Source organism: Butyricicoccus sp. OF10-2 (assembly GCF_003481925.1).
GTDB classification, from domain to species: domain Bacteria; phylum Bacillota; class Clostridia; order Oscillospirales; family Butyricicoccaceae; genus Agathobaculum; species Agathobaculum butyriciproducens.
This window is the reverse complement of the sequence record NZ_QUMC01000022.1, coordinates 1-26,467: the sequence shown is the minus strand read 5'-3', so window position 1 is coordinate 26,467 and position 26,467 is coordinate 1. Positions and strand designations below refer to the sequence as shown.

18 protein-coding genes, 2 pseudogenes and 1 other annotated feature are annotated in these 26,467 nt (G+C 57.4%); of the genes and pseudogenes, 4 read left to right on the top strand and 16 right to left on the bottom strand.

Annotation, left to right across the window (positions count from 1 at the left end):
- Window positions 1-89: 89 nt before the first annotated feature.
- The 8 genes and pseudogenes from cobT to cbiD all read right to left on the bottom strand — a co-directional run bounded on the left by cobT (window position 90) and on the right by cbiD (window position 8,786).
- Window positions 90-1,166, bottom strand: coding sequence for a nicotinate-nucleotide--dimethylbenzimidazole phosphoribosyltransferase (gene cobT / locus DXB00_RS11535; protein WP_119214963.1), 1,077 nt, complete (start codon window positions 1,164-1,166; stop codon window positions 90-92).
- On the bottom strand, window positions 1,163-2,512 hold the full coding sequence (locus tag DXB00_RS11530) for a cobyrinate a,c-diamide synthase (RefSeq protein WP_119214962.1): 1,350 nt from the start codon (window positions 2,510-2,512) through the stop codon (window positions 1,163-1,165). The genes cobT and DXB00_RS11530 overlap by 4 nt, the downstream gene beginning before the upstream one ends.
- A complete protein-coding gene (gene cobK / locus DXB00_RS11525; protein WP_119214961.1) occupies window positions 2,499-4,451 on the bottom strand; it encodes a precorrin-6A reductase in 1,953 nt (650 codons plus the stop codon). The genes DXB00_RS11530 and cobK overlap by 14 nt, the downstream gene beginning before the upstream one ends.
- Entirely contained in the window at window positions 4,448-5,176 is a 729-nt protein-coding gene (gene cobJ, locus DXB00_RS11520) for a precorrin-3B C(17)-methyltransferase (protein ID WP_118728931.1), read from the bottom strand. The genes cobK and cobJ overlap by 4 nt, the downstream gene beginning before the upstream one ends.
- Window positions 5,173-6,213: a cobalt-precorrin 5A hydrolase gene (locus DXB00_RS11515; protein WP_119214960.1), complete on the bottom strand. Its 1,041-nt coding sequence runs from the start codon at window positions 6,211-6,213 to the stop codon at window positions 5,173-5,175. Before DXB00_RS11515 ends, cobJ begins: the two co-directional genes overlap by 4 nt.
- A complete protein-coding gene (cobM, locus tag DXB00_RS11510) occupies window positions 6,210-6,965 on the bottom strand; it encodes a precorrin-4 C(11)-methyltransferase (RefSeq protein WP_118647906.1) in 756 nt (251 codons plus the stop codon). The genes DXB00_RS11515 and cobM overlap by 4 nt, the downstream gene beginning before the upstream one ends.
- Window positions 6,962-7,654: a precorrin-2 C(20)-methyltransferase gene (gene cobI, locus DXB00_RS11505; RefSeq protein ID WP_119214959.1), complete on the bottom strand. Its 693-nt coding sequence runs from the start codon at window positions 7,652-7,654 to the stop codon at window positions 6,962-6,964. The genes cobM and cobI overlap by 4 nt, the downstream gene beginning before the upstream one ends.
- Window positions 7,651-8,786 (bottom strand): annotated as a pseudogene (gene cbiD / locus DXB00_RS11500) (cobalt-precorrin-5B (C(1))-methyltransferase CbiD). Before cbiD ends, cobI begins: the two are co-directional and overlap by 4 nt.
- Before the next feature lie 1,418 nt (window positions 8,787-10,204).
- Here cbiD and DXB00_RS11495 point away from each other — a divergent pair.
- The 3 genes and pseudogenes from DXB00_RS11495 to DXB00_RS11485 all read left to right on the top strand — a co-directional run bounded on the left by DXB00_RS11495 (window position 10,205) and on the right by DXB00_RS11485 (window position 14,047).
- A complete protein-coding gene (locus tag DXB00_RS11495; RefSeq protein ID WP_110435180.1) occupies window positions 10,205-10,585 on the top strand; it encodes a RidA family protein in 381 nt (126 codons plus the stop codon).
- Window positions 10,586-10,710: 125 nt separating this feature from the next.
- Window positions 10,711-12,356 (top strand): annotated as a pseudogene (locus tag DXB00_RS11490) (tryptophanase).
- 278 nt (window positions 12,357-12,634) lie between these two features.
- Window positions 12,635-14,047, top strand: coding sequence for a sodium-dependent transporter (locus DXB00_RS11485; protein ID WP_117488915.1), 1,413 nt, complete (start codon window positions 12,635-12,637; stop codon window positions 14,045-14,047).
- A gap of 370 nt (window positions 14,048-14,417) precedes the next feature.
- On the opposite strand, the gene DXB00_RS11480 is transcribed toward DXB00_RS11485, so the two are convergent.
- From DXB00_RS11480 to rfbA, 4 genes are all read right to left on the bottom strand, one after another.
- Entirely contained in the window at window positions 14,418-15,368 is a 951-nt protein-coding gene (locus tag DXB00_RS11480) for a TIGR03943 family putative permease subunit (RefSeq protein WP_117488917.1), read from the bottom strand.
- An 11-nt stretch (window positions 15,369-15,379) separates the two neighbouring features.
- Entirely contained in the window at window positions 15,380-16,534 is a 1,155-nt protein-coding gene (locus tag DXB00_RS11475; RefSeq protein WP_118728925.1) for a CobW family GTP-binding protein, read from the bottom strand.
- 416 nt (window positions 16,535-16,950) lie between these two features.
- A complete protein-coding gene (locus tag DXB00_RS11470) occupies window positions 16,951-17,403 on the bottom strand; it encodes a YjbQ family protein (RefSeq protein WP_119214958.1) in 453 nt (150 codons plus the stop codon).
- A 13-nt stretch (window positions 17,404-17,416) separates the two neighbouring features.
- Window positions 17,417-18,274 (bottom strand): glucose-1-phosphate thymidylyltransferase RfbA, encoded by an 858-nt coding sequence (rfbA, locus tag DXB00_RS11465; protein WP_118478316.1) that lies wholly within the window; start codon window positions 18,272-18,274, stop codon window positions 17,417-17,419.
- Window positions 18,275-18,651: 377 nt separating this feature from the next.
- Between rfbA and DXB00_RS11460 the strand changes: the two genes are divergently transcribed.
- A complete protein-coding gene (locus tag DXB00_RS11460) occupies window positions 18,652-19,638 on the top strand; it encodes an AAA family ATPase (protein ID WP_119214957.1) in 987 nt (328 codons plus the stop codon).
- A gap of 397 nt (window positions 19,639-20,035) precedes the next feature.
- Here DXB00_RS11460 and DXB00_RS11455 read toward each other — a convergent pair whose 3' ends face one another.
- From DXB00_RS11455 to DXB00_RS11440, 4 genes are all read right to left on the bottom strand, one after another.
- Window positions 20,036-22,657, bottom strand: coding sequence for a valine--tRNA ligase (locus tag DXB00_RS11455; protein ID WP_119214956.1), 2,622 nt, complete (start codon window positions 22,655-22,657; stop codon window positions 20,036-20,038).
- A gap of 80 nt (window positions 22,658-22,737) precedes the next feature.
- Window positions 22,738-22,949, bottom strand: a binding site (T-box leader).
- Between the two features lie 295 nt (window positions 22,950-23,244).
- Complete coding sequence (locus DXB00_RS11450; RefSeq protein ID WP_118728922.1) at window positions 23,245-23,847, bottom strand: transposase; 603 nt, start codon at window positions 23,845-23,847, stop codon at window positions 23,245-23,247.
- The gene (gene nspC, locus DXB00_RS11445) at window positions 23,847-24,977 is read right to left on the bottom strand and encodes a carboxynorspermidine decarboxylase (RefSeq protein WP_118728921.1); all 1,131 of its coding nucleotides are present in this window, start codon (window positions 24,975-24,977) and stop codon (window positions 23,847-23,849) included. The genes DXB00_RS11450 and nspC overlap by 1 nt, the downstream gene beginning before the upstream one ends.
- 1 nt (window position 24,978) lies before the next feature.
- Window positions 24,979-26,238: a saccharopine dehydrogenase family protein gene (locus tag DXB00_RS11440; RefSeq protein ID WP_118564051.1), complete on the bottom strand. Its 1,260-nt coding sequence runs from the start codon at window positions 26,236-26,238 to the stop codon at window positions 24,979-24,981.
- Between the last annotated feature and the right edge of the window lie 229 nt (window positions 26,239-26,467).

Here is a 26,467-nt window from a genome sequence, read left to right as displayed (position 1 = left end):
TGCTTTTTGCTGCACGCAGTATTCCTGTAAAGAATGCGGGCAGATCGCATTTATCGGCGTTACACACAATATTTATATAAAAATTTGTGCTATCTGTCAGACAAACAACTACTTTTGCGGCTGATATGCTCCATTCCAATGTCCGCGAAGCTCACCATTTCCCGATATGGCGCCAGTGCCAGATCCAAAAGTGCCACGCCTGCCGCTGCGCCTGTCCCCTCCCCGAGATGCATGCCCGCCGTCAGGAACGGCCGCTTACCGAGTGCATCGAGCAGCAAAATGCTCGCCGGTTCGTCCGATCTGTGCGCTGCGACCATAAAATGCACAGACTGCGGGCACAATCGCACCGCGAGAAGCGCCGCCGCACACGAAATCACGCCGTCCAGCACGACCGGAATGCGCTGTGCCGCCGCACCCAAATACAGACCGCACAGACCCGCGATATCCAAACCGCCAACCTTATGCAGCACGTCGATCGAGTCATTCGGGTCGGGTTTGTGAAGCGCCAGCGCCGCCTCGATCACCGCTATTTTCCGCTCCAGACCGGCCGTTGACAGACCCGCTCCGCGTCCTGTGACCGCCGCAGCCTCCGCGCCGGTGAGCGCCGCCGTGACTGCCGCACTCGTAGTCGTGTTCCCTATGCCCATTTCGCCGCCAATGAGCAGCGAATATCCCTTTTCGGCACATATTTCCGCCATTTTAATGCCGATTTCGACCGCTTCGATCGCCTCTTTCCGCGTCATGGCAGGCTCATGCGCAAAGTTTGCAGTTCCGCGCCGAACGGAAAATTGCAGCACTTTTTCGCTCTTTATCGGCTGTGCAACACCTATATCGACCGGAAACACGTCCATTCCGAGCGGTTTTGCCATTAGACACACGGTGGACTCGCCGCGGCCCATATTTTCCGCGACCGTAGCTGTCACCTCCTGCCCGCACTGCGTCACGCCCTCCGCGACCACGCCGTTGTCCGCGCAGAAAACAACCGCCGCGCGTCTGGAAATATCCGGCACCGGCTGACCAAGAATACCTGCAAGCTGCACGATCGCATCCTGCAGAAGACCCAGTCCGCCGAGCGGCATGGCAATATTTGCAAAGCGGTTTTGCGCCGCCGTCATGCTTTTCTCATCCAGCGGCCGAATGGCAGAAACAGTCTGTTCAAGTGTCATTTTCCGCTCCTTTCTGCGCATTTTCGGACAAAATTCGCTGCAATTTCAGTTTTCGCACGGAAATACAAATGCGGAAATCCTGCATAGAGCGTGTCCGACGCAAAGCCACAGTCCCACGCGCGCCCGTTTGGCTTGACTGCGCGAAAATCTGTGCCATTGTCCACAGCCTGTGCATAATGGAACTCGTGCACAGGAAATTGTCCACCGGCTTCGCACAGCAGGTTATCACTGTTTGCCGTGAGCGTGACATAACCGAACGGCTGCAGCCTGCGCGTCATGTGCGCCGAAGTCGGCAGCACACCTGCCATTTCCGCGCCGTCGAGCGACTGCAGCAGATAAAGAAATCCGCCGCATTCTGCAACCGTCGGTAAACCGTTTTGAATCGCTTTTTTGATAGAATTTCGCATGATTTCATTCTCTGAAAGCTGTTTTTCGTACAATTCCGGATAGCCGCCGCCAAGGTACAGACCGTCGATATTCTCCGGCAGCCGCTCGTCTGTGAGCGGCGAAAACGGCACAAGCTCTGCCCCCAGCTCGCGCAGCACATCGAAGTTATCCTCATAATAGAAGCAGAATGCGCGGTCCTTCGCTACCGCGATCCGCACCGGAAAATCGGTCACACGAGCGAGCGGCATGTGCGTATCGGTCAGCGGTTTCGCCGTCTGTGCTAATGCACACAACGCGTGGAGGTCAATGCCCTCCTCTGCCGCATCCGCGAGCCGATCAATTTTCTCACGCAGGTCGGACAGCTCGTCCGCCGTCACCAGACCGAGGTGGCGGTCAGGTATTTCGGCCTCCGGAACCGGCGGCAAAAAGCCGAGCACAGGCAGCCCCGCTTTCTCTGCGATTTGTTTGTAAAACGAGTACATTCCTGCGGAAAAGCCGTTTAAAATCACTCCTGCAAGCGTATTTTCCGCAAATGTGCGGAACCCGTGAATCTGTGCCGCAAGCGACAGCGACTGACCCTTAGGCCGCACGATCAGCACCGCAGGCGTACCGGTTGCGCGGGCCAGATGCGCCGCCGAAGCCGTATCCGTTGTACCGGAAACGCCGTCGTAAAAGCCCATGACGCCCTCGATCACGCCGAGACCGTCCGGCTGGATATGCCGCGCAAGCTGACTGCGAATACCGGTCTCGTCCTCGAAAAACAGGTCTAAATTGCGGCTCGGAACGCCCAAAACCGCCGTGTGGAACATCGGGTCGATGTAGTCCGGACCGCACTTGAACGCGCTGAGTTTTACGCCGCGGCGCTGCAGCGCCCGCAGAATCGCGGTCGTGACCGTCGTCTTGCCGCAGCCGCTGCCGGTGCCCGCAAGCAGCAATCTTGGTGCATTATTTTGTGTCATTTGCGGCCCTCCCAGACAGAATAAACACCGGATTGTTCGCAGTCAGCATGGTGTACGCGCCGACCGGCTTGCCGCGCGTGGCCGCCAGCTGCGTGACCTCGATGTCAGCAAATCCCAATTCTTTCAATGCCGTCTGCGCCGCAAACAAGGTCTCGAGCGCAATCGCGTTCACGACCACGCGGACTTCCGGATTTTTCTTCTTAGCGAGTGCCAGAATCTCCCGCATTCTGCCGCCGCTCCCGCCGACGAACACGCAGTCCGGTGCCGGAAGGTTCTCCAGTGCCTCCGGCGCAGGTCCTTCAATGATTTTCACATTGTATCCGCTGAGTTTTATGCGGTTTTCGTGCAAGAGCGCGACCGCTTCCGGCTTTCGCTCGACGGCGTAAACCGTGCCGTCGCTGGCCTTGCGCGCCAGCTCGAGCGTGACCGCGCCGGTGCCCGCACCCACGTCCCAGACTGTGTCGGTCGGTCGGACAGTCAGGCGGTTCACCGACACCCACCGAACCTCTTCCTTGGTCATCGGCACCTTTCCGCGCGTGAGCATTTCATCTCGAATCGGTTCGTTTTTGTTCGCCGCATGCGGGTTTTCGATCAGCAGAACCGCTAAATCCGAGCACGAAAGCTGCGCGATCTCCGCGGCTGTGCCGTGCACAATCCGCTCATTTTCCGCGCCGAGATTTTCCCCGAGATGAACGGGCAGCGCGCCCAATCCCGCGTCCATAAGGCTGCTGCAAACCGCCTGCGCGTTGTTTTCACCGCCGGTCAGCGCAAATGTTGCCGTATGGTAACTTACGGCACCGAGAATATTTCCTGCGCGACCGTGCAGGCTCTTAAAACACAGATTTTCGTAGGAAATGCCGCATTTCGCGCACATATACTGCATGCTTGACAATCCCGGCACGAGTGTTACCCCGCCGTATGGCAGGAGCCGCTCGCGCAGCTTTCCGGCCGCGCTGAAGAATCCTACGTCGCCGGAAACCAACAGCGCCGTGTGCCGGGCATTACCGGAAATTGCCCGCTCAGCCAGCTCGGAGAATGCGCAGACCTCCGCCTTGGGCGACAGCGCCGCCAGCCGTTTTGTCGCGAACACCGCCTCCGCCGTTTCCAACGCGCGAACCGCTTCGCCGGTCAGCGTGTCCGCCGTGCCCATGCCCGCCCCGATGATGGTGAATATGCGCTGCACTTTTTCCGGCTGTAAGCCGAGCAAATCCGTGAGAAATGCCTGCATTTCCGCCTGATTTTTGCCGTTTTCCACACGCGGACGCGCAATGACCAGTACCTCTGCGCCGACCTCCTCAGCTGCCGCGACCTTCTCCGCAAAGCCGCCGGACACACCGGTGTCCTTGGTCACGAGGATTTTTGCGCCGGTCTCGCGCAGCAGCGCCGCGTTCATCGCCTGCGAAAACGGGCCCTGCATGGCGATGATATGCGCGCCCGGGAAGCCGAGTGCGGCGCACTTTCCGAGCACCGACGCGGTCGGCAGCACGCGCGGGAACAGGCGCGTTTGGAAGTCCTGCACCGCCGTGTACGCTTCCAGTTCTTTACTGCCTGTGGTGAGCAGGACCTTGCCCTCGTGCGCGTTCAGCCAGTCCACTGCAGCGGCTGTGTTCAGCACGATTTCGCAGTTCTGATAAGGCAGGGCAGGCCGCAGCAGCCGCTCGTAGCGTGCGCCCGATTTCGCACAGGCCGCCCGCAGATTGTCGGTCACAGCCGCTGCATACGGATGCGTTGCGTCGATGAGCAGCGTATCCGAGGTCAATCGTTTTTCCATCTCCCGCTCATCCAAGCGGCCCTCGTGAACCGTGATTCCCGCCATCGGCTCCATCACCGCCGCACCATACTCTGTGGCAACGAAAACATCTGCCTGCACGCTATTTTTCGACAAAAACCGGCACAAATCGTGTCCTTCTGTCGTACCGGAGAAAATCATCAGCTTCATACGCCGCGATACCCCCTCGGCGTGACCATGCGGCCGTCCATCACGCGCGTGCGGCTGTTGCCGACAAACACAGTGGTCAGCATATCGACCTGTGTATCACGCAGCTCACCGAGCGTTGTAAGCGTGCAGCTTTCGCCTTCTCTGCCAATGCTGCGCACCAGACCGCAGACGGTTTCCGGCGGCACGGTCTCCAGCAGAATATCGCAGGCTCGGCGCAGATGGTCGGTGCGCTTTTTACTTGACGGATTGTACAGCACGATGCAGAAATCGCCAGCCGCTGCGCCGCGCAGACGCTGCTCGATCTTGTCCCACGGCGTGAGCAGGTCGGACAGGCTGATGCACGCAAAGTCACACGTCAGCGGCGAGCCGAGCACGGCGCCGCCCGAGCAGGCCGCCGTGATGCCCGGAATAACCTCGACCTCGAGGTTCGGCTCGTGCTCGCAAAGCTCGAGCAGCAGGCCGGCCATGCCGTACACACCGGCGTCTCCCGAGGACACGACCGCGACCGTTTTGCCCTGTTTTGCCGCCTCGACCGCCGCTTTGCAGCGCAAAACCTCGCGTGTCATGCCGGATTCGATGCGCTCCTTGTCCGAAATGAGGTTCTCGATCAAATCGAGGTACAGACCGTAGCCTGCCACACAGTCACATTTTTCCAGAGCACGCACCGCGCGCAGCGTCATCTGCTCCTCGCCGCCCGGCCCAATGCCGATGCAATACAGCTTCATGCTTCAACCTCCCGTTCTTCAAACGTCACGCGCCAGTCCGGCACGGCGACAGCCGCCGTCACGCCGTTCTGCGCGAATTTGTGCAAGATAAGTGTGCCGTTCTGTGCTGCGCACACAGCTGCGCGTTCGCACACATTATCGACGCCGACGGTCTGCTGCACGAACGCCGACCGGCTGAATTCGCCTTGTGCGTCCTGCAGCTGCTCGGCCGTAAAGGTGCGGAACGGCAGTCCGTGCTTTTCGCAAAACAGCAGCAAACCCGGCTCATTCTGCTTGATATCAATGCTCGCCGCGCCGCAAATCGCCTGCCAGGGCAGTTTTTTCGATGCAAGTGCCGCCTGAACCGTCTGCTCGATGGCATCCGCGCTCGTGCCCTTGCGGCAGCCAATGCCGAGATACGCGATCCGCGGCACGAGATGCAGCGTGTGTGCAAACGGCTGTGCGTCTGTGCGGAATCCAATCGTGAACCCGCTTTCCGCGTCTTTTTTAAGGTCAATATGGGCGGGCAGCAGCCCGTCTACCGGAAAATCCGAGCGAACGCCCACGGTTTCACCCCTGAGCAGCGCACCGGATACATATTTAATATGTTCCGGCTCCAAAACTGCACAGCTGTGTGCTTTTGCCCAGGTGTCCACGGCGAACACCTGCCGTCCGTCTGTCGCGGTGGTGAGCACCGGCACAGCCTGCAGACCTTGTGCAAGTATTTCTGCAATCTCGTTGGCACCGCCCAGATGTCCGGACAGGAGCGGAATCACGAACTTTCCCTGCTCGTCAATGACGATTACCGCTGGATCATAGACTTTCCCCATCAAATACGGCGCCGCTGCGCGTACCGCGATTCCGGTCGCGCCCACGAACACGATCAGGTCGCAATCGACCATTGCCTGCTGCGTAAAGCGTTTCAGGCTCGTGCCCGAGAGCGACGCATCTGCCGTCCGCGCGTACCGCTCACACCGGAAATCCGGCAGGAGTTTTACCGCCTTTTGCACAGTCTGTGCGCCGCACAGGGTAAAGGATACAAATTTTGCGTGCTTCATCGGCTTGCCTCACGAAATTCGGTCGTAAAGGTCGGGTCGTACAGCTTGGAGCGCTCGTACTCGGTGCCAAGGAACCCGCCCACCGTGATGAGCGCGGTCTTGGTAATGCCCTCTCGCGCACCGGCTTCAGCGAGGTGTGCGACCGTTGTCCGCACGACCTTTTCGTCCGGCCAGGTGGCCTTGTATACGATAGCCGCAGGCGTGTCCGGCGCGTAGCCGCCCGCGATCAGCCGCTCGGACAGGCGCGCCAGCTGACCCGCCGACAGGAAGATGACCATGGTGGCTCCGTGTGCCGCGAACGCCTCGATCTGCTCCTTTTCGGGCACGGGCGTGCGGCCCTCCATGCGCGTCAGGATGACCGACTGGCTGACATTCGGCAGTGTGTATTCGGCTTTGAGTGCCGCTGCCGCGCCGCAGAACGAGGACACGCCCGGGCAGACCTCATACGCCAGACCGAGCCTGTCCAGCTCGTCCATCTGCTCTCTATGCGCACCGTACACGCACGGATCGCCGGTGTGCAGACGCACGACCGTTTTGCCCGCTTTCGCGGCAGGCGCCATCACGGCGATGACCTCCTCGAGCGTCATCTTCGCGCTGTTGTACACCTCGCATCCGTCCTTTTTATAGTCCAAAAGCGCCGGATTGACCAGCGAACCGGCGTAAACGATCACATCTGCCTCGCTCAGCAGACGTGCGCCGCGTACCGTGATCAGGTCGGGCGCCCCCGAGCCTGCACCCACAAAGTAGATCATTCGCTTTGCTCCTTTACCAATATAATAGAGAAATAGCCGCTCGGCTGTTCCAGCTCATCTAAATTTTCGATCAGCCGCTGACCGTCCATGCCGACCCGCTCGATCAGTGCCGCGCTGCCGAGTTCGCCGCGCTGCCGGAGCAGTTCGCGGACCTCCAATACACTCTTTCCGGTCTTCATCAGCACCCTGCTGCCGGAGAGAGAAAGTCCCTCCTCTGCCCTGCCGTGCGTGACCGGAATGACGTGCAGCATTTCCCCGTCCTCGCACAGGGCGCGGCCCATGGCGGCAGCCGCGGCACAGAAGGACGGCACGCCGGGCACCAGCTCGGCAGCATAACCGCGAGCGGCCACGCGCCTGTGTACATACCAGTAGGTAGAATACACCGTCGGGTCACCGAGCGTGAGAAACACCACGGTTTTGCCCTCGTCGAGCAGCGCACAGAGCGCGTCTGCCGCCGCGTCGTGGCTGGCATTTCGCGCCTGCCTGTCGTGCGTCATCGGCATATCGAACAGCAGGATCGTCTTGTCCTGCCCGATGTACGGCGAAGCAATATCCAGTGCGGTCTGTCTGCCGTCGGCGGACTTCGGTGCGGCGATGGCATCGCACTCGCGCAGCAGCCGGATCGCCTTGGCGGTCAGCAGCTCCGGATCACCCGGACCGACGCCGACTCCATATAAAATACCCTTCATTGCAGTTTCAACCTCTCACAGAGTGCGCGCGCGCCCGCCGACTCGGCCAGCACGCCGTATTTTCCGGTAAACATGATGAATTCCACGCGTGCCTGCCCCTTCATGCGCAGGGCGATACGGGTTTCCATTTCCCTGCCGATGCGCGACAGGACGGACCGGCGCAGATTTACCTCGTCCAGCAGCTCCACGCACGCGTCCACCGAGATGGCGGCCATCAGTCCTTCGAGTGTCTCGCGCGGTGCGCCGCACAGTGCCGCATGCGCGGTGAAAATCTCCTGCCGCGCGTCTGCGACCGATGAATGCGTGTTCATCACGCCTGCAGCCATCTTGACCAGCTTTCCGGCGTGCCCGACCAGCAGGATCTCGGGATAGCCGCGGTAAGCCGCATGGTCGAACGCCTCACCGATGAAGTTGGAGCACTTGACCGCGTGTTCGAGGTCAAGGCCGAGCGTGTCCCGCGCGAAATCCGCACCGTAGTTGCCCGGGCACAGGAACGCAATGCGCTGTCCCTGCGCGTACAGGCTGTCCAGCTCCAATCGGATGGTGTCCACAAGCGCCTTTTCGCTCATCGGCTCAACGATGCCGCTCGTGCCGAGAATCGAGATGCCGCCGACGATGCCGAGGTGGCCATTGTAGGTCTGGGCGGCAAGTGCCTCGCCGTCCTCCACCGAAATGGTAACGGAAAAGCCGCCGCCGTATCCGTTCTGTTCTGCAGCCCGGTGCACCGCGTCCGCAATCTGCTGCCGCGGACCGGGATTGATCGCCGCTTCTCCGACCGGCATCGCCAGTCCCGGACGGGTAATTCGTCCGACGCCGGCGCCGCCCTCTATGGTAACGCCCTTTTCGATTCGGCGCACGGAAGCGTGATGCGGACCCCGTTTGTGATGTCCGGGTCGTCGCCCGAATCCTTGCGGACGGTGCAGACAGCCGCGTTTCCGCTCATATGTGCGTCCTCGACCGGCAGGCAGAAGGTGATGCCGCCCGGTGTGTGCAGGTGAATCTCCGGCGGCGCGATTCCGGTCAGCAGCAGCACAGCCGCCGCCTGCGAGGCCGCCGCCGCGCACGAGCCGGTTGTCCAGCCGCGGCGAAGCGCCTTGCCGCCGCGGTAGGCGGTGAGTTTTTCGTCCGGCATGCGGTGCACCTCCCTGTGAAATGTAATTCAATTTATTATAGCATACGCAGGCTTTTATTTGAAGTGCAAACGCGGGATGTCTTTTCTCTGCACCGGTTTTCCGGGCGCACTTGAACCGCGCAGGCGGTTCGCCCCTAACGGGCGGCAGGTTTTTCAGCACCGGCTGACTGGGGCACACGAACTGCGTCAGCGGGTTCGCCCTATCCGGGCGGAGAGTTTTTCGCTGAACCTCAGCGGGGGGATTCGCCGTCTGCGGACGGCGGGAACGTGCGGCACCCGCCGCGGGGGCAAAAAGGGTAGACACCTACGGTTTCTACCCTCTTTGAACACCCGTTTCCCTTGTTGGGATAGCTTGGGTGCAGACGGTAGACTGCGTAAGCAGGAAAAGGACGCGGCAGTCGGGTTACTCTTGCGTGACTTTCTCCGCTTTTTCGCAGTTCACAGACAGCGTACTGCTACACAGGTGGTTTACTCTACGCAGGCGCGGCATAGCAGTGCCGCGCAATTCGTTAGTCTGGAGTTTGCGGACAGCACCTACGAATTAGGCGTTCGGTACAATTTATCCTCGCAGGTGCTGTCTATAATAACGTGCTAAAGAATCGCGCGACACTGTTATGTCGCGCCTGCTGGAAGTAGCCGACCTGTGTAGCAGAACGGTATCTGACACTGCGAACAGGTTGCGAAAGACACGGAAGAAAAAATCCTCTGCCGTTCCCCTTATTTCGCAGCGGTCACATGTCGGCAATCTGCGCCAGACCCTCCAAGGGAAAGGGGTGATTCATAAGAGGGTGGAAACCGTAGGTGTCTACCCTCTTGTGCCCCCGCCGGGTAGGCGCACTCCCCGCTGAGGTTCAGCGAAAACCTCCCCGCCCGTTAGGGGCGAACACGCCTGCGGCAGTTCGTGCGCCCCGGTCAGCCGGTGCAGAGAAACAGGCTGCCGCCCAGAAAGGGCGAACCCGCTAACGCAGTTCGTGTGCCCCGCTCAGCCGGTGCTGAAAAAGGCTGCCGCCCGGAAAGAATGAACCGCGCAGGCGGTTCAAGTCCCCCGGTTGACCGGTGTCGGAATTTTTATCACTTTCCGCGGCAGTGCCGCGCTCCCTGCGATTCTTCATGAATTCTTCATCGCATTGTTTTAGTAGGATAACAAAAATTTTTTATAAATTCGCACTTTAATTGCCATGTTCTGTAAAATAATAAACTTTTCTAAGTGCGAGGTGAAAAAAGTAAATATTTTACGCAGTATTTTTGTACAAAAAGTCTGTTCAAAATTATCATTTTTCACAATAGTTGTTGATAATATTGATAAATACGCGAGATTTTTTTATTCATTCATCCAAATTGCACAAATACATCTTGACAAAGAATTTTAAAAGTGATAAATTTATCTCACGAAAGGACGAAAGGAGGCTGAGCAGGAAATGAAAAAGGTTATCTGTTCGGAACACGCACCCGCAGCCATCGGCCCGTATGCACAGGCAATTGCAGCAAACGGTATCGTATTTACTTCGGGTCAGCTTCCGATCGATCCCGCAACCGGTGCTTTTCCGGAAGGGATCGCAGCACAGACCAAGCAGTCGCTCACCAATGTAAAGGCAATCCTTGCTGAGGCAGGAACCGGTATGGATCAGGTGATCAAGACTACCGTCTTCCTGAGCGACATGAACAATTTCGGCGCGATGAACGAGGTTTACGCCACCTTCTTCGGTGAAGGCAGCTACCCGGCACGCTCCGCTGTGGAGGTTGCAAGACTTCCCAAGGACGCTCTCGTCGAGATTGAGGTAACCGCTCTCCTGCCGTAAGGCAAACCAAAAAGAAAAGAAAACAGCAAAAAAGAAAGGTGCTGTCCGCTAAGCAAAGCCGGAACCGGAAAACCGGCTTTGACAACCGGGGTACCTCCAAAACACACAACTGGAGGTAATTTATTATGAGCAAGCAGTATCCGCTGAACGTACCCGCACCCCATCATTTCACTTACGCAGTCCGTGATCTTCCGGAAGTAACCGTTGAGCAGCGTGAGCGCGCTCTTCAGGCTACTCATTACAACGAGTTCGCATTCCCGTCCGGCATGCTGACCGTTGATATGCTGTCCGACTCCGGTACCACTGCAATGACCAATCATCAGTGGGCAAGCCTGTTCCTCGGCGACGAGGCTTACGGCCGCAACACCGGTTATTACGTTCTGCTCGACACCTTCCGCGACATCTTCGAGCGCGGCGGCGAGAAGAACTGGAAGAAGATCATCGACCTCGTTCGCACCGATTGCCGCGACGTTGAGAAGATGATGGACGAAGTTTATCTGTGCGAGTACGAAGGCGGCCTGTTCAATGGCGGCGCAGCTCAGATGGAGCGCCCGAACGCATTTATCATCCAGCAGGGCCGTGCAGCTGAGTCCGTTCTGATGGAAATCGTTCGCAACATCCTTGCTAAGCGTCACCCGGGCAAGAAGTTCACCATTCCGTCGAATGGTCACTTCGACACCACCGAAGGCAACATCAAGCAGATGGGTTCCATTCCGCGTAACCTGTACAACAAGACCCTGCTGTGGGAAGTACCGGAAGGCGGCCGTTACGAGAAGAACCCGTTCAAGGGCAACATGGATATCGAGAAGCTGGAGCAGCTGATTCAGAGCGTAGGTCCGGAGAACGTTCCGCTGATCTTCACCTGCATCACCAACAACCCGGTTTGCGGCCAGGCCGTTTCCATGGGCAACCTGAAGGAAATCAACCGCGTTGCGCATAAGTACAACATCCCGCTGGTATTCGATACCGCTCGTTGGGCTGAGAACGCTTACTTCATCAAGATGAATGAGGAAGGCTACGCTGACAAGTCCATCGCTGAGATCGCTACCGAGATGTTCTCTTACTGCGACGCATTCACCATGTCCGCTAAGAAGGACGGCCACGCTAACATGGGCGGTATGCTGGCATTCCGCGATAAGGGCCTGTTCTGGAAGACTTCTCCGACTTCAACGAAGACGGCACCGTTAAGACCGACGTTGGCGTTCTGCTGAAGGTTAAGCAGATCTCCTGCTACGGCAACGATTCCTACGGCGGCATGTCCGGCCGTGATATCATGGCTCTGGCAGTTGGCCTGTACGAGTCCTGCGACTTTAACTACATGAACGAGCGTGTTGCTCAGTGTAACTACCTGGCAGAAGGCTTCTACGACGCTGGCGTTAAGGGCGTTGTACTGCCGGCAGGCGGCCACGCTGTATACATCAACATGGATGAGTTCTTCGACGGCAAGCGCGGCCACGACACCTTCGCTGGTGAGGGCTTCAGCCTTGAGCTGATCCGCCGCTACGGCATCCGTGTATCCGAGCTGGGCGACTACTCCATGGAGTATGACCTGAAGACCCCGGAGCAGCAGGCTGAAGTATGTAACGTAGTTCGCTTCGCAATCGACCGCAGCCGTCTGACCAAGGAGCATCTGGACTATGTAATCGCAGCTGTTAAGGCTCTGTACGAGGATCGTGAGAACATTCCGAACATGCGTATTGTTTGGGGTCACAATCTGCCGATGCGTCACTTCCACGCATTCCTGGAGCCGTACGCTAACGAAGAGAAATAATCCCCTGTTCCATCCTTTCGTCAAAGGCGATACCGCATAATTGTATAAATTGTGCGGTATTTCCGCCAATGCCGCAGCAAAGGCGCCGCGGCATTGCATAACAGGAATTTCTCCTGACCTTTTTATAACTTGATAATCAGGGCGTAACCTGTGCCGCGTGGAAAGTGCACAGGAAAGCAAAGAACAAAGGCGTTCTTTTTGCCAGAAAACTAAACAGTTTCTGCGGCAAAGAGAACGCCTTTTTTCTATCCATTTACACATTAAAGGGGTGTAAGATAATGAGTAAAGAGCCTAAAAACTTAGAACAGAGAGATGGTTTCCAGAGTAAGTGGGGATTCATTCTGGCATGTATCGGTTCTGCGGTTGGTATGGGCAACATCTGGCGTTTCCCGATCATGGTGCAGAAGTACGGCGGCATGACCTTCCTGCTTCCCTATTTCATCTTTGTAATTTTGATCGGCAGTACCGGCGTTATCGAGGAGTTCGCTCTCGGCCGTCGTGCAGCCGCAGGTCCGGTTGGTGCGTTCGGTATGTGTACCAAGGAGCGCACCGGCAGTGATAAATCCGGTAAGGCGATCGGCGCGATCCCGATCATCGGTGCATTGATGCTGGCAATCGGCTACACGGTCGTTCTCGGCTGGATCTTCAAGTACACCTTCATGTCCCTCTCCGGCAGCCTGTTCAATCTCGGCACGGACATGGGCGCAATCGGCGGCACCTTCGGCATGACCGCACCGGAGGCAGAAACGCTTCCCGAAGCCCTCAAGGCAATGGCGTCGGCTGGCTTCTTCGGCATCGGCAACGGCGTATGGCAGATCGTTGCACTGGTAGTTTCCCTTGCCATCATGGTAATGGGCGTTGCAGGCGGCATTGAGAAGGCCAACAAGGTCATGATGCCGGTTCTGTTCGGTCTGTTCCTCGTACTGGCAATCTACATCGGCACGCTGCCCGGCGCATCCGAAGGCTATAAGTACATTCTGACCCTGAATCCGGCTGGTCTGCTCAAGCCCGACCTGTGGGTATTTGCATTCGGTCAGGCGTTCTTCTCCCTGTCTGTTGCAGGCAACGGTTCTGTAATCTACGGTTCCTACCTGTCCAAGAGCGAGGATATCCCGTCCTCCGCACGCAACGTAGCAGTATTTGATACCCTTGCAGCTCTGCTGGCAGCAGTCGTTATCATTCCGGCAATGGCAGTTGTTCTGGGCGAAGGCATCCGCGACGTATCCGGCGGCCCCGGCCTGATGTTCGTTTACCTCGTAAACGTATTCAACGCAATGCCTGCCGGCCGTATCATCGGCGCGATCTTCTACATCTGCGTACTGTTCGCAGGCGTATCCTCCATCGTAAACCTGTACGAAGCACCGATCGCTTTCCTGCAGGAGCAGTTCAAGTTTAAGCGTGCAGCAGCCGTTGGCACCATCGGTGTAATCGGTCTGGTCGTTTCCATCGCAATCCAGCCGTGGACCTCTCAGTGGATGGACGTTGTTTCCATTTACATCTGCCCGCTCGGCGCTGCTCTGGCCGGCGTTATGTTCTTCTGGGTACTGGGCAAGGAAAAGGCAATTGCTGCTGTTAACGAAGGCGCTAAGAAGCCGATCGGCGGCTGGTTCTTCCCGCTCGGCAAGTGGGTATACGTTATCTGTGCAGTTCTTGCACTGATCCTCGGCGTTATGTACGGTGGCATCGGCTAATCCCTCAAGCCGTCACCGATCTTTCAAAAGACGTTCATGGAGTTTATGAATCGTCTGTATCCCCCCTTTTGTCTCTGTCCCCCGTCACTGCTGTGTGACGGGGGACACACTTTTCTAATTAGAAATCAGCAATCAGCAGGCAGTAATCGCTGCATGCAAAGCAAAACCCCGGCTTTGCCGCACTTGACAAAACCGGGGGTGCTCGGGTATACCATCCCCAAGGGATGCTGTTCAGGCAGTCAGACCCTATAACAAGTTAGTGAACTAAGTCACTGACCGTTCGAGGCCTAATCGAGCGGTCAGTGCGCTTTTATACAGAAAAGAGACGAGCCAGGCAGGCTCGTCTCTTTTTACGTTGTATGGAGAAGATTCAGTTAAAGTAAACGATATCTTCCTTCGCCTTTTCGGCGGGTTCTACCGTGATGGCATGCAGCACCGGACCGGGACCGCGGTACTGCGGCAGCTCCTCGACGGTGATGGACGCCGTTACCTTGACCCAGTCGCGGTTATGCAGCTGATCGCGGTCGGGATAGCGGCAGAGGAAGCCGAGGAAGGTAACGTCATCCGCGCAGCAGACCATGCCGAAGCGGCCGGGCACGAAGCTGCCGGCGGGCACATCCTTGCCGACGTATGCCTGGGCAAGAAAGCGGACGGTCTTGCCGTCATACTTCATCGGGTCGCCGGTGGCGTCAATGTACCACAGGCCGTAGTCCTCCGGCCCGATGTCGATGATATCCGCATCCACATCAAACGGCAGCGGCATATTGCGGGCGTAGTCCTCGGAATTGCCGTTCACGTCATCCAGATAGATTGCCGCACGCGGATTCATCGCCTTGATGTTCTTCTTGTACAGCATATCCTTCAGCTCATCCGTGCAGCGGTTGAACACAACCAGATCCGCAGTGGTGATATGCTCAAACATCATCGGGCCGATGTTGTTGGAATACAGCTCAAACGTGGTCGCATCGACCGTGGTGACGATCTGGTACAGCTCCCAACGGGCAGGAAATGCCTGCATCAGCTTTTCCAGCTTCCACATGCCGTTGTACTCAACAAGAATGCGGTCCGGCTGGTATTTCTGCTCCACGCGCTTGAGGATATTCGGCGTCAGACGGTCCTCGGACTCGATCGGCACAAGCGCGGTGCCGTAGTGCAGCAGCCACTTCTCGTCGTATTCCTCGATGCCTTCTTCGCACAGCAGCAGCACCGTGCGCTCGTTCTCGGTAAAGTTCGGGTCCGCGAGAATGTCCTGAATGAACTTGGTCTTGCCGCTCTCCAGAAAGCCGGTAAAGACGTATACCGGAATGGGTTCGTTAGCCATATCTGGTTACCTCACTTTTCGTTTACGCCGAACAGAGCAGCGATGCGCTCCTCATCCAGCTCGGAGCCGATGACGCACAGACGGCCGGTGTAATCGGCAGCGCCGCGGCGGATTTCGGGTGCGCCCGGAACGTAGTCAAAGTGCAGCCACTCGCCGCCGTCTGCACACGGAACGATGCCCTTTGCACGCAGTACGGTGCCGAGCGTAACATCGCCGAGCGCGGTAAGAGCCGCGTTAAGCTCTGCCTCGGTGTACTTGTGGGTCGTTTCCTTACCCCAGGAGGTGAATACCTCGTCAGCATCGTGGTCGTGGTCGTGACCGCAGCAGCAGTGACCGTCGTGGTCGTGATGATGGTGCTCGTGGTCATGATCGTGGTGATGCTCATGGTCGTGATCGTGGCAGCCGCAGGTGCAGTGCTCGTCATGCTCGTGATGATGCTCGTGCTCCTCATGGTCATGCTCGTGGTCATGCTCATGCTCATGTTCGTGCTCATCATGCTCGTGGTCATGGTGGTGATGATGATGCTCGTGGTGCGGCTCGTGCGCGATTTCCTCGAGAACCTCCGCAACGAGGTCGCGGCTGCCTTCCATGGTGGAGAGCAGCTGCTCACCGGTCAGGTCCTTCCACGGGGTGGTGACGATGCGGGCGTGCTCATTCAGGCCGCGCAGCATGGCAACGGTCTCGTCGAGGCGCTTCTCCGGGCACTCAGCCGTGCGGGACAGCAGGATGGCACCGGCATGCGCCACCTGATTCTCGAAAAACTCACCGAAGTTCTTGAGGTACATCTTGGCCTTGAGCGCGTCAACAACGGTTACAAAGCTGTTCAGCTGAACCTCGAGGTGCGCGTTCTGTACCGCAGCGATAACATCCGACAGCTTGCCGACGCCGGACGGCTCAATCAGGATGCGGTCCGGATGGTACTGGTCCACAACATCGTGCAGCGCCTTGCCGAAGTCGCCAACCAGCGAGCAGCAGATGCAGCCTGCGTTCATCTCGTTTACAACAATGCCGGCATCCTTGAGGAAACCGCCGTCAATGCCGATCTCACCGAACTCGTTCTCGATCAGAACAACCTGCTCACCCTTGAGCGCATCGGCCAGCAGACGCTTGATGAGGGTCGTCTTGCCGGCACCCAGAAAACCGGAAATAATATCAATTTTAGTCATGCTTTGTCGCTCCATTTCTATGCACGGCACAGGGATTCCCGAACCGTACTCAAATTTTTCGAACGCTTATATTATACCACATTTATCGAAAAAAGAAAAGCTATTTAGTTAGCGGACGCTAATCTTTCCGGCTGCGCGGCGCGTGAGGAGAAGTTAAACACAAAAACCGCCCAAAAGGACGGTTTATTGACAGTACATATTACGATATGCTATAATCAAGGCGGTATTGCCCTAAAGAAATAACCGCCCTCCGGTAGTTAAAAGAGAGCGGCTTCTTCTCGACTAAAAATCGAACTGAGGAACGACTGCTCTCCCTACAAGAGCCGCCGTTTGTCAGCTATATTATAGCGCGAAGCCCCGGTTTTGTCAAGCGACGAAACCGGGGCTTTGTTTTACCATTCCTAATCAGAAAGGATTTATTCTCCCATCACCTGAAAGACAATATCCCGCACGCGGTTGCGGGTATCGCACTCCACAAGGGTCAGATTCTGCCACGGGCCGATGGTGATCTCGCCATTCACGAACGGGATAACGATAAACGGGCTGAGCAGCGCCGCCTTGATATGCGACGAGCCGTTATCATCGTGCCAGGTGTCATGGTGGTGATAGTAAATGACGTTTCCCTGCTCATCGCGGTAGGGCGAAAAGACGTCCATCGCCGCCTTGAGGTCATGGTAGACCATGCCCGGCTCAAACTCAAGCGTGGTCAGGCCGGCAACACCGCCGGTGGTAAAGCCGGTGATCGTGCCGGACTGCATGCCGGTCTTGCGGCAGGCGTTCTGCACCGCTGCGCGGAAGTCATCGGTAACGTCGATCATGCCCATGTGGGCCTTGGTTTTGTAGGTTTTGGTTTCGGTATAAACAGGCATTTGCGATTCTCCTTTAGAGGCACTCTAAGTAGCGGCCGTACAGCGTTTTGCTGAGGTCAGCGGCGTGACGGAGCAGCGTCTGACGGCTGATATAGCCGCGCGCGTACGCAATCTCCTCCGGACATGCGATGTAGCGGCCGGTCTCATCCTGCACGCGGCGGACAACCTGTGCGGATTCGAGCAGATTGTCGGCGGTACCGGCATCCAGCCAGACGAAATCCCGGTCGAGCTTTTCAACGTGCAGCTGACCGCGTTTCATGTACTCGATATTGACATCCGTAATCTCCAGTTCGCCTCTTGCCGAGGGCTTGAGCCCGCGGGCAATCTCCATAACCGAGTTATCGTAGAAATACAGACCCGGAATGATATAGTTAGACTTCGGATAGCGCGGCTTCTCCTCGATGGAAATAGCACGGCCCTGACCATCAAACTCCACAACGCCGAATGCACGCGGGTCATCGACATAGTAGCCGAACACGCAGGCGCCGGATTTCTGCTGCACAGCACGGTCCAGATAGTCCTGGAAATTGGGGGAATAGAAGATATTATCGCCCAGAACAAGGCAAACCGAGTCATCCCCGATGAACTGGGAGCCGATGAGCAGCGCGTCCGCGATGCCGCGTGCAACCTCCTGCACCTCGTAGGTGATGTTGACGCCGAAGCGGCCGCCGGAACCGAGCAGACGGTAGAACGGGCCTTCCTCTCCGGGCGGGATGATGATAAGAATATCGCGGATACCGGCCTGCAGGAGCGCAGCCAGCGGATAGTAGATCATCGGTTTATCGTATACCGGCAGCAGCGGTTTGCATACCGGACGTGTCATCGGGTACAGGCGCGAGCCCTTACCGGCGGCAAGAATGATTCCTTTCATTGGCTATTCCTCTATCTATATGGTTTTGTGAGATTAGTATAGCACATTTCGGGCAAATAAGAAAGCAATTTTCCGATATCCGCTCCCACCGAAAATACCTCTTGACAAATCGAACATTTGTTCGTATTCTATCAATCAAAGAAATGGAGGTGTTTTCATGTATGAAAACGAGATGAAGTCCGGATATCCGGTAAATTACGACCCGGATTACGCCTATGATGACGAAAACATGCCCGTTCCCGAGCAGGAGCCGGACGAGCAGTCGCTTGCGTTCCAGAAGGAAATCGAGGAACGGGAAGCCTTCATGCAGGAGCACATGACCCTGCCGGACGGCACAACAGACCTGACCACCTCGGCTGGACGAGCTGCGCAGGCTGATGTGCAAGGAGCTGCCGTCTATCCGGTACATCGTGGACGGCCTGCTGCCGCAGGGACTGGCGATTCTGGCCTCGCCGCCCAAATACGGCAAAAGCTGGCTTGCACTGGATCTATGTATCTCCGTGGCGCTGGGCGAGCCGTTTTTCGGACGAAAGACCGAGCCGTGCGACACACTCTATCTGGCGCTGGAGGATTCCGAGCAGCGTCTGCAGTCGCGCGGACAGACCGTTCTCGGTGACCGCCTGCCGCCCGAGAACTGCTACATCGGCACGCTGGCGGGGTCGCTCGCTGACCGTCTGCCGCACCAGATCGAAGCCTTTCTGCACCGGTGGCCAAACATCGGCCTCATCGTTATCGACACCTTCCAGAAGGTGCGTGTCAGCGCACGCGCAGGCTCCAACCTGTACGACAAGGATTACAGCGATATGGGCATTCTCAAAAACATTGCGGACGCGCATAATATCTGCATTCTGCTCGTACACCATCTGCGCAAGGCGCCTGAGCCGGGCGACCCGTTTGCCCGTATTCTGGGCACACAGGGCATCAACGGTGCGTCCGATACCAACTTTGTTATGGCGCGCGAGGAACGCTCGGACGAGACCACCCACTTTTACAGCGAAGGCCGTGATGTGATCTCCGAGGATCTGGAGCTGCAGTTTGATAAGCAGACGTGCCGCTGGCATCCGGTGGCGGACAAAGCCGCGCGTACCGCCGAGGAACGCTACCGCGCCGACCCGCTCGTGCAGACCGCCGAACGGCTCGTCCGGGAGAATCCCGCAGGCTGGCAGGGCACCGCGAGCGAGCTTACCGGATGGGTGAAGGAGACGACCGGGGTTAGCTTAAACGCTACATCGTTATCGCGTCAGTTGAGAAATCTTAGAGATGATTTGCTGAACTATGATAATATCGTTTATGTAGCACCCGCAACTGCCAGCAACGGGCAAAGACAACATACATTATATAAAAGCGTAGCTAAGTGTAGCTAAGTGTAGCTACACATCCATGGATAACCAGTTATTTTATATATAGCTACGCTTAGCTACGGATAGCTACGCTAATTTACATCTATACCGTAGGGTGCGACAAGGTGAATTGCCCGAGGGGCAAGAGAAGGTGCCCTGGGGTACGACCTCGGCGCACCGCATCTAACAATTGGTACACGTTATCCCGTAGGGGTGCACACTGTGCGCCCGCACTATGGTTAAACGGATGCTTGGCCGTTCCTTGCACAGGCTCCGGTCGTGCTGCGGGCGAACAATGTTCGCCCCTACGGGTTAGATTGTACAGACCGGATAGAAACGGTGCGCCAAGTCGTACCCTTCGGGATACGTGCACAAGATAGGAAAAGAGTGGAAAGCACTTCACTCTCCACTCTTTCTTATTTTAGTTCAGCGCTGCAATCGACTCTTCCAGCTTTGCGAGGTGCTCGCGCAGCTTTTCAGCCTTTTCGCGCTCGGCTGCAACAACCTTCTCGGGTGCCTTATCGACAAACTTCGGGTTGTTCAGCTTCTTCATAACGAAGTCGATGTCGGCCTCGACCTTGCTCTTCTCCTTGCCGAGACGGGCCCGCTCGGCCTCGAAGTCGATGAGGTCGCCCATCGGCATATAAATCTGTGCGTCGCCGGTGACTACGGATGCCATCTTGGCAGCGTCCGCCGGAACGGCGTCGATGAGTTCAATCTCGGAAGCGTAAGCCAGCTTCGGGAAGAAGCCTGCGCCTGCGGAGAAGGTGTCCTTCTTCTCGGTCAGGATGAGCACCTTGGCCTTCTTGGAGGGCGGTACGTTCATCTCGGCACGGCGGTTGCGGATGGCGCGGACAGCGTCCATCAGGCTCTCCATCTGTGCCTCCTCCGCGGCAAAGTGCAGCTCCTCCTTGTACTCCGGCCATGCGGATACCATAACGGACGGACCCTCATGCGGCAGCGCCTGCCAGATGGTCTCGGTGATGAACGGCATGAACGGGTGCAGCAGCTGCATCGCGCCGCTCAGCACATAGCACAGCACCTTCTGTACGTTCTCGTCGCCGGTCTGCAGACGGGTCTTTGCAATTTCGATATACCAGTCGCAGAAGTTCTCCCAGATGAAGTCGTTCAGCTTGGCAGCTGCCAGGCCCAGCTCGTACTGGTCGATGTTGCGGGTAACATCGGCAACCAGCGTGTTGAACTTGCTGATAATCCACTTGTCCTCGATGGCAAGGTCGCTCGGCAGCTCGACTGCCTTGTCCTTGTCGATGGTCAGGTTCATCTGGATAAAGCGGGATGCGTTCCAGATCTTGTTGCAGAAGTTGCGGGACGCCTGTACGCGCTCATCCGAGAAACGCATGTCGTTTCCGGGGCTGTTGCCGGTTGCGAGGGTGAAGCGCAGCGCGTCCGCGCCGTACTGGTCGATGACCTCGAGCGGGTCGATGCCGTTGCCGAGCGACTTGGACATCTTGCGGCCCTGTGCATCGCGCACCAGACCGTGGATATAAACCGTCTCGAATGGGGTTTCGCCCATGTGCTCCACACCGGAGAAAATCATGCGGGCAACCCAGAAGAAGATAATGTCGTAGCCGGTAACGAGCGTAGAGGTCGGGTAGAAATAGTCGAGCTCCTTGGTCTTATCCGGCCAGCCGAGCGTGGAGAACGGCCACAGAGCGGACGAGAACCAGGTATCCAGTACGTCTTCCTCCTGACGGATATGCGTGCTGCCGCACTTCGGGCAAGTGCATACATCGGTCTTGGAAACGGTCATCTCACCGCAGTCGTCGCAGTAGAACGCCGGAATGCGGTGACCCCACCACAGCTGACGGGAGATACACCAATCGTGTACGTTTTCCATCCAGCGCAGGTAGGTCTTGGAGAAGCGGTCGGGCACGAACTTGGTCTTGCCCTCGTTTACAACATCCATAGCGGGCTTGGCGAGCGGCGCCATCTTGACGAACCACTGCGCCGAGGTCATCGGCTCAACGGTCGTACCGCAGCGGTAGCAGGTGCCGACGTTGTGCTCGTGGTCCTCGATCTTGACCAGCCAGCCGCCTTCCTCGAGGTCCTTGACAACCGCCTTGCGGCACTCGTAGCGGTCCATGCCCTCGTACTTGCCGCCGTTTGCGTTGACGGTCGCGTCCTCGTTGAACACGAGAATCTGCTCGAGGTCATGGCGCTGACCCATCTCGAAGTCGTTCGGGTCGTGGCACGGCGTAACCTTAACACAGCCGGTACCGAACTCCATGTCAACGTACTCGTCACCGAAGATCGGAATTTCGCGGTTCATGATCGGGAGGATGCAGGTCTTGCCGATGAGGTGCTTGTAGCGCTCGTCGTTCGGGTTGACAGCAACGCCGGTATCGCCCATGAAGGTCTCCGGACGGGTGGTCGCAACAACGAGGTCGCCCGAGCCGTCCGCCAGCGGATAGCGGATGTGCCACAGCTTGCCCGGCTGGGTTTCGTACTCAACCTCAGCGTCGGACAGCGCAGTTGCGCAGTGCGGGCACCAGTTGATGATGCGGTGGCCCTTGTAGATCAGGCCCTTGTTGTACAGGTTTACGAATACCTCGCGGACCGCCTTGGAGCAGCCCTCGTCCATGGTGAAGCGCTCGCGATCCCAGTCGCAGGAGGTGCCGAGCTTTTTGAGCTGGCTGATAATGCGGCTGCCGAACTTGTCCTTCCACGCCCAGACGCGCTTGAGGAACTCCTCGCGGCCGAGGTCGTAACGGGTCAGGCCCTCCTCCTTGCGGAGGTTCTCCTCTACTTTAATCTGGGTTGCAATACCGGCGTGATCGGTGCCCGGCATCCACAGCGCCTCGTAGCCCTGCATGCGCTTGGTGCGGATGAGGATATCCTGCAAGGTCTCGTCGAATGCGTGGCCCATGTGCAGCTGGCCGGTAACATTCGGAGGCGGGATAACGATGGTGTACGGTTTCTTGTCCGGATTGACCTCGGCGTGGAAGAAGCCGGAATCGACCCAGAACTTGTACAGCTTGTCCTCGACCGATTTCGGGTCGTAGGTCTTAGGCAGTTCGCTCATTGATCTATCTCCTTCAATTTGATTTACGATATACATGCGGGATACCTCTGTGCAAACAAAAAAGAGCATACTCATCCCGACAACAGGACGAAGTATGCTCCGTGGTACCACCTGAATTCGCGTAAAGACGCGCACTCGTTGCCCCGTAACGCGGGTTAGACGGAACAGCTTAACGAACATTCGGCTGTTCTGCTCCAAAGCGACCTTCTTCTTCCCCGCCGAGGTGCTTGCACCGACCGCACCCTCTCTAAACGCGCAAAGGAAAAATACTCCTCTTTTTCACTGCATTTGTGTATTAACTTTAATAGTATAGCTGTTAAATCCGGGTTTGTCAAGGGATATGACGCAGTTGACAGCAACTTGCCTATACGATACATGCCAGCGAATATACTAACAGATAAATACAAGCTCACGCTATCCCGTAGGGTGCGCCGAGGTCGGCGCACCGTTTGTAAACCGCAGGGCAAATTTCACAGCAACGGAATACATTAACGACAGCGTATGCCACGGACTATAATCCGGTGATATTCGCTGGAATGCGGTGCGCCGAAGTCGGCGCACCCTACGGTCAGGCGATTTACAACTTATTACCTGTTGCTGTAATATTCGTCCTCTGCCCATCTGCGTGGATTATCCAAAATATAATTGTATTTCACGGCGTAATCCGCATCATCCCGAATGACATGGTCATAAAACGACCGCTGCCATATGGAATACCCAACCTGTTTCGTTACGAATTCCTTTAATTGTTTTATCACACGCGAAATCGTAGGGGCGCACAGTGTGCGCCCGGACCGGTCGATGCCTTTTGCCGGATGTGGGCGAACACTGTTCGCCCCTACGTTTATCCCCGGCGCTTCCGTCTCCACCGTAGGGGCGCACAGTGTGCGCCCGAACAGCGAGCTAACGCATAGCAGCAGATGTACATGGTTTGGCATAATCGCCGCAATATCCACGGAAATATTCGGATAATGCAGTGGAATATTGTTGATTCCCGCTTGCACCAAATGTCCAATCGCAGACAGCGGTACATCCGCAGGCAGGCGAACAATGTTCGCCTCTACGGGATAGCATATATCCGTGTCATTCCACAAAATACACGCACGATCCTGCGTGCAGAGCGTCACAAAATAGACGCCCTGCTTTCCGTAATCATACTTTGGCAGCCGAGCCGATCTCCTCGTCTCCATCAGGAAAGTCTCCGCTTAAACTCCTCATACCCGAACATCCGCACGACCTCATCCGTGCCGTCGGCGCGCCGAATGGCGATCAGCGGCAGCGGCATGCCGTTAAACGTATTGGTCTTGACCATGGTGTAGAGCGCCATGTCCTCGAACACGACCTGCTCACCGGCGCCGAGCGCCACATCGAACGAATACTCACCGATGACGTCGCCTGCGAGGCAGGAGCGGCCGGTCAGCAGATAGGTGAACGCCTTCTTCCCCGGCTCGCCGCCGCGGTACACCGGCGGACGGTACGGCACCTCGAGCACGTCCGGCATATGGCACGCCGCCGAGGTATCCAGAATCGCAATGTCCTTATGGTTGTGCATCACCTCAAGCACGGTGGCGACCAGATAGCCCGCATTCAGCACAACGGCCTCGCCCGGCTCCAGATAAACCTGCACCTTGTACTTTTTCTGCAGATAATCAATGCAGTGCACCAGCGTTTCCACATCGTAATCCGCGCGGGTGATATGGTGGCCGCCGCCGAGGTTGAGCCATTTCAGGCCATCCATATACTGGCCGAAATTCTGCTCAAATGCAGCGACAGTCCGCACCAGATCGTCCGAATTCTGCTCGCAGAGCGTGTGGAAGTGGAAGCCTTCAATGCCGTCGAGCAGCTCCGGCTGAAAATTCTCTATCGTAATGCCAAGGCGCGAATCCGGACCGCACGGGTCATACATCGCGTGGTCGCTCGGCTGCGTGGAGCACTCCGGATTGAGCCGCAGGCCGCAGCTCTTCCCTGCCGCGCGGGCAAGGCTGCCGTAGGCCTTCCACTGCGTGAACGAGTTGAACACAATGTGGTCGGCGTACTCCAGGATCTCGCGGAACTCGCCCTCCGCGTAGGCCGGTGCGTAGACATGGGTCTCGCCGCCGAATTCCTCATGACCGAGCCGTGCCTCGTACAGACCGGAGGCCGTTGTGCCCGCCAGATACTCCCGAATCAGCGGGTACACGGAAAACATCGAGAACGCCTTCTGCGCCAGCAGGATCTTCGCGCCGGTGCGTCTGGCAACGTCCCGCAGGACGGCCAGATTCTGCACCAGACGGTTTTCATCGAGCAGGTAGCAGGGCGTAGGAAGCTCAGTAAATTTCATATCAGTCCACCAGTACCGGCTTGTCGTTGATCTGCCACGGCAGACCCCACTTGTTCAGCGCCTCCATGTACGGATCGGGATCAAACTCCTCGACCGTGTACACGCCCGGCTTGTTCCACTTGCCGGTCAGCAGCATCGCCGCGCCGATCATCGCCGGAACGCCGGTGGTATAGCTGATGGCCTGCGAGCCGACCTCGCGGTAGCACTCCTCGTGGTCGCAGACGTTGTAAATGTAGGCGGTCTTTTCCTTGCCGTCCTTCTTGCCGGTGAAGATGCAGCCGATGTTGGTCTTGCCCTTGGTGCGCGGACCGAGCGTTGCCGGATCGGGCAGCAGCGCCTTGAGGAACTGGATCGGCACGATCTGGTGGCCTTCAAACTCGATCGGGGTGGTGGACAGCATGCCGACGTTCTCCAGACACTTCATGTGGGTCAGATAGGACTGACCGAAGGTCATGAAGAAGCGGATACGCTGCACGCCCGGAATATTCTTCGCCAGGGACTCGATCTCCTCGTGGTGGAGCAGGTACATGTCCTTGTGGCCGACCTGATCGAAGTCGTACTCGCGCTTGATGCTCATCGCCGGGATCTCCACCCAGTGACCATTCTCCCAGTACGAACCGGGCGCGGATACCTCACGCAGATTGATCTCCGGGTTGAAGTTGGTCGCAAACGGATAGCCGTGGTCGCCGCCGTTGCAGTCCAGAATGTCGATGGTGTCGATTTCATCGAACAGGTGCTTCTGTGCGTAAGCGCAGTACGCCTGCGTTACACCCGGGTCAAAGCCGGAACCGAGCAGAGCGGTCAGACCGGCCTCCTCAAACTTTTTCTTGTACGCCCACTGCCAGGAGTAGTCGAAGTACGCGGTAAAGCCCTCGTCCTTGCAGCGCTTCTCGTAAATGGCGCGCCACTCCGGATCGTCGGTGTCCTCCGGCTCGTAGTTGGCAGTATCCATGTAGTTTACGCCGCACTTGAGGCACGCATCCATGATGGTCAGGTCCTGATACGGCAGCGCAATGTTCATCACGATGTCCGGCTTGTACTCGTCGATGAGCGCGCACAGCTCGTCCACGTTGTCCGCGTCCACCTTGGCGGTGCGGATCTTGGTTGCGGTCGTACCGTCCAGCTTTTCCTTGATGGCATCGCACTTGCTCTTGGTGCGGGACGCGATCATGATCTCCTCAAAAACGTCGCTGTTCTGGCAGCACTTGTGGATAACTACGCCGGCAACGCCGCCGCAGCCGATGATCAATGCTCTTCCCATTGTTAATTCCTCCTCATTTTTAACTGTATATATAATTTAGATTTATTGAATGGTCTTTATTTGTTAAACTGCCGCTTGAGAAGCGAACGGAACTGCGCAGGCGGCAGCCTTTTTCTCTGCACCGGCTGAGCGGGGTACTCGAACTGCCGCAGGCGGGTTCGCCCCTAACGGGCGGCAGCCTGTTTCTCTGCACCGGCTGAGCGGGGCGCGCGAACTGCGTCAGCGGGTT